Annotated in this window: 3 protein-coding genes; 1 reads left to right on the plus strand and 2 read right to left on the minus strand. The window is 34.6% G+C overall.

The features are described from left to right. Positions 1-377: 377 nt before the first annotated feature. Positions 378-851 (minus strand): RNA-binding protein, encoded by a 474-nt coding sequence (locus tag F6K54_RS30420; protein ID WP_293086214.1) that lies wholly within the window; start codon positions 849-851, stop codon positions 378-380. A gap of 436 nt (positions 852-1,287) precedes the next feature. After that, positions 1,288-2,514, minus strand: coding sequence for a transposase (locus F6K54_RS30425; RefSeq protein ID WP_293086217.1), 1,227 nt, complete (start codon positions 2,512-2,514; stop codon positions 1,288-1,290). 1,751 nt (positions 2,515-4,265) lie between these two features. Between F6K54_RS30425 and F6K54_RS30430 the strand changes: the two genes are divergently transcribed. After that, a partial coding sequence (locus F6K54_RS30430) for a cadherin domain-containing protein (RefSeq protein ID WP_293086220.1) occupies positions 4,266-5,399 on the plus strand: 1,134 nt, incomplete at its 3' end.

A 5,399-nucleotide genomic window follows, 5' to 3' on the forward strand; every position in this document is an offset into this window, starting at 1 on the left:
ACGTCCGCGCACGAGTTTCCGAGTGCCCCCCGGCAACTAATAATACGATAGCATATATTCAATTGACTTAACATAAAAATAAAAAGTCCCCTTCAAAGGGGAGGCTTTAAACCCAATTTTTCGGTAAGCGTGCTGTCACACACCCAACTTAATTGCTTGTTTGGCGTTGGTGATTTTAGGTATGATATCATGTCCGGATAATTTAGGGATAGAACTCTGTTCCGCTTACGCAACCAAAAAACTTTCTCCTTCTATTCCTCTTTCTTTTTCTTTACTTTGCTCCTGACTTCCCCTCCTGGGAGGGGTTAGGGGTGGGTTGAATCCTAAGTAATTAAGATGAATATCATACACCCGCTTCAGCAACGCCGTTTGTTTTCTTAAGAATTAGTAGTAGCTGCTAAACGCTGCTTCAACTCTGCTAAGGCATCTGCCCAACGAGGGTCTGGTTGAACTGCATCATTTCCGCTAGAATTAGCATTAGTGCTGGTAGTCTTAGATGCTCCTTTATCTTTTTCACGACGAGACTTTTTAACCTTGCCACTGCTTTTGTTTGCTGGTTTTGACTCATCCTCAGTCTTTTCTGACTCGCTCTTATTCTTAGAGCGGGGCAAAGCCTTTTCAATTTTCAAAGGACTTTCTTTAAACTGATAACCATTGTACTTTTCAATAATTTGGTCAGCTTGTTCATCATTTTTGACTGTTACAAAGCCAAAACCACGGCACTTACCAGTTTTACGATCTGTGATCAATTTAGCGCTCACACTATCACCTTCTTCGGCAAAAACTTCTTGCAGTTCTTGACGTTCCATTACTTCTTTAGGTAGATTACCTATATACAAACGAATTGACATAGCAATTTCCTCCAGACTTTAACTTGCTTAATTACAATAAAACAAAAAACTTTGTTAACCGAGATTGACTGAACACAAACAAAAGAAGAGGGCGCTCAAAAAAAACTGCTCCTAACTCTGAAGTGCGAAAAACCTGAGACAAATATTACTATTTACTCTTAATAATAAGTGAAAAGATCTCCCATTTCCCAATTTGGTTGACTTTAGCAGATAATCTAATTTTATCAGGTTGTTTTTAAACTTTTTAGTCACCACTCAGTAAACCAGGCTATAGGTTTTGCTCAATTACTTCTTTTTGATATTGATTTGCTAAACGCTGATAACCCTAACTTATAAATATAACTTTAAAGCCTGCCAAATTCAAGCAATCTAATTGTTGAATAGTATATTTATTTTTATTATAGTTCATAAAAATATAGTCAAATATGACTAATCCTTATTTTGCAGGTGTTACTCTGACTGGGTGAACTACAACACCCTCTATCCCATAGTCAAAAACATTTGGGACTGCTTTTTTCATAATGTTCAAGGAACCGTTCACATCAGCATTGATTAATCCAATGCTTGCAGTACGATACAAACCTCTTTTAATTCTTTTTCCTGAAAAGGTGACTTGATTTTTCTCACCTTTCTTGTAAACAGGAATCAAATCATTATCTATAAAACTTGATGCGGAGGTATAAGATTCTTCTGTAATAATTACATCTATCCCTACCATCTTGGCTTTATAAGATAACATTTCTATTAACCTTTTATAGGGAACAGATACAAAATTTTGATTATTTCTTTTCCCTAAGTTGATTTTCTGCTTCCAGTCTTCATTGTGCCCTATTATCAATGTTCCTATTTTGTGATTAATTAGAGTATTAATAATCAAACGAGATGATTTATGAAGATAATCGTTGATTTTAAATTCTCTTTTATTGCAAAGCTTTTTCAGCCTCTTACTTGATTGATTTTCCTGTAGTTGAGATTGTAGGAAGCTTTTAATTTTGTTATAGTATTGATTTATAGATTTTAACGGTCTGCCATTTATCAAGAGCGGTTTGATTCCGGCTTGATTAAAGGTTAATGTAGCTAAGTTGTTTAATCCTATATCAATACTGGCACAATAATTTTTCTCTAGCTCGTATTGTTTTTCGCATTTCTCATAAATTACCTCTATTACATAATGATTAAGTCTAGGAATGAGACGAACTTGTTTGATTTGTGAAGTAGGTACTAATGTTTTTAGATAAATTCCTGTTTTAGAAGGATTAATAATTCCTTGTTTTAATTGTCTCTTGCTGATGGCTTGTGTGGTATAAACTACAATATTTCTTCCCTTTACTTTATTTTTATATCCAGGAAGACGAGGACGAGATTTAAACTTTGATGGGTTCTGCTTATAAACTTCGTTTGCTGCTAAAAAGCTTTTCCAGTTTCTATCTAGTATCATTAATATTTGTTGAGATACTTTAGCTGGCATTGCTTGATAATCTGGTTGAGTAGAGAGTGTTTTTTGCAGGTCGTAATAGTGACGATAATTATTTTCAAAGATGAAAGATTGACGAATTAAATAATTGCCATAGTTATAAAGATTTTTCGACAAGAAACATAGTCTGTCAATTTCATCATAAAACCGATGATTTTTTTGAATAATATGTCTCTCAACTAATTTCATAAATCAAGGAGTTAAAATTATATTATGATTCGATAATTTAGGAATTTTTATTTTTATTTAGTCTATAATTACCAGGCAATTTCATTATACTATTAAACATATTGCCTTTGAGTTATTAAATTTTGTCAAATATAAAGGCGCTCTTTTATACAAGTAAACGGAGATATTTGACATCACTTGACTATATATGACTATATTTATGTATAACTTTTATTATACTACATACTATTGAAGACTAACTCTTAACCATAATATTTGCCTTATTTTCTCACCAAACCGGAAATGTTCATGTCAGATATTTGATTTTTTAACAGACAAGATTGTATCAGATAAGTATAAACTTATCACAAGCATAAGTCAATAATCTACATATTTTTGAAAAATTTGGCTACTAATATTTTTTAACCAACAAATTTGGTTTAAAGCCCTATCCTCAAAGAAAAGCTTTATATTATCATCAAGGATAGCTTGAATTTTTTGAGTATTAAGATTCAAATAGGATTGATATACTTAAGAGCTAATTTGTCAACTTGGCTAAAACCCTTACTTTACCTAACTCCCGGGGATTTAAGTGTTATTGAGCTATAATATCATGTCCGGTTGAATAATTAGACAATGGTTGTCCGAAGGCAGGAGGCAACCCACCCCTAACCCCTCCCAGGAGGGGAAGGCAGGAGGCAGAAGGTTTTCTTTCATTGTCACCTTAATTTTATACACGCTCCGTAAGCATTCAGCTATTAGCTGTCAGCTAGCCTCCTAGGTCAGAACTACGTTATCAGCAACAAGAGTGTCTCCTTAAGGATAGTGTTTAAATTAAAATAGACTTTAAGGGCAAGGAAGGCAACTTTTGTGGTAAGACAATTAATAAAGCTTTTATCCTAAAAGTAAAAGCAATAGCTGATAGCTGATGGCTAACTGCTGAATGCTTACCACGCTCCGATGCTACCGGACATGATATTATCTAATAATTAAGGTTTAAAGTCATTGCGACGGTCACTCCGTGGAAGGAAGCAATCTCAAGGGTTTGAGATATCTCTTTCATCTATATCCTAATCATAACTATTCAACCGAACATGATATTAATACTGAGTTCCTAAAATTAAGAGCTTTAGAAGTAAAAATGTAAGTATTTTATCGGATGTTAATTAGAAAGGGGTTAATCCTACAGGATAGGTAATAATAATGTAAGCTTTTCTACCAGTTTTCAGACTACTACTTGTCTCTTTCAAAACCTGAATTACCTTAATATTTTACTGATTTAATTTTCATCCTCATCCTAGTTGTTTTCAATTAAATATTATATCTTAAGTAATTACTCATTTTTTGATTGCAACCTCGTTAGAAGTAATTACTTTTTTTTTATTAATAATTATTTTTTTGTTCATTAAATTAGACTGACCAATAATTTCCTCAAGAATATCCCACTTTAAGATTACTCAAAAAAAGATTTTAATCTTAAAAAAAGATTAATAATTCGTGTTTGCACTTAATACAAAAACACTAACTTTTTTATATTGCAAAATTGCTCCCGGAACTCTAAAAAAATCCATGTAGTGATAGATAGTAAATTAAATAATCACTTGTTCTTAAAATACAAAACAAATAGTTAAATTATTTAAATTAATTATGAATTTAACTACATGATTTGACTGATTTTTTGAACAATATTTAATTACTAAAAACTTGAATTTCCAAGGGAAATAGTCCCTATTTTTCAACTACTGTCGTTTAAATTTACAACACAACAAACCATGGCTACTACACTTCCTTCCGCTCAAGACCAATATATGCTCGAATTGATCAACAGAGATCGAGCAGATCCTCAAGCAGCAGCAGATCTTTATCTCAATGGAGAACTCAATGAAGGAGTTCGCGCAGGAGATACAATCTCCACTGATGCCAAACAACCTCTAGCATTTAACCTCAACCTCAATGCTGCTGCTGAAGGCCATAGTCAATGGCAATTAGATAATAATGTATTCAGTCACACAGGAGAGGGTGGTACAAACTCCAAGCAGCGTATGCAGAATGCGGGGTATACATTCACAGGTTCTTCGGGTCATGGAGAAAATATCGCTTGGTCAGGAACAACGGGTACGCCCAACTTCACCAGTCATGTTGAGGGAAACTACGAAAATCTGTTTATTGACTTCAACTACCCTCGTAGAGCTCATCGTGTAAGTCTGATGAACCCTAATTTCCAGGAAATCGGAGTTTCTTCACTACAAGGCCAGTTTACCAGTAGTAGTGGTACAACTTTCAATGCAGTGATGAGTACCCAAGATTTTGCTTATTCTGCGGCGGGCGGTCCATTTATTACAGGTGTTGCCTACACTGATGCAGTCACTGATGACGACTTCTACACAGTTGGTGAAGGAATAGGCGGAATCACAGTGACAGCAGTTGATACAGCAAATAGTGCTAATACTTTTACCACCACAACTTGGAACTCAGGTGGTTATAGTTTAGATGTAGACCCAAATGCGACTTACGATGTCACCTTCTCTGGGGATCTTGATGGGGATGGTCAGGCAGATGATACAGCTACTTATCAAGTTACTGTTGGTTCCGAAAACGTCAAACAAGATGTAGTTAGCGACAACTTACCTCCATCTACTCCCACCAATAGCGCTCCCACAGCAGTACAAATAGATAACGATACTATTGAGGAAAATAGCAACAATAATACAGTGGTGGGTAATTTAACTACTTCTGACCCTGATGCTGGTGATACTCATACTTATCAATTGTTAAATGATGCTAATGGTCGTTTTGCTCTAGATGGAGACCAAATAGTAGTTGCTGATGGTTCTCAATTGGACTTTGAAAGTAATCAGACTCATAATATTACTGTGAGAACTACTGATGATGGTGGTGAAAGTTTC

The organism is Okeania sp. SIO3B5 (genome assembly GCF_010692555.1).
Taxonomy (GTDB): Bacteria; Cyanobacteriota; Cyanobacteriia; order Cyanobacteriales; family Microcoleaceae; genus Okeania.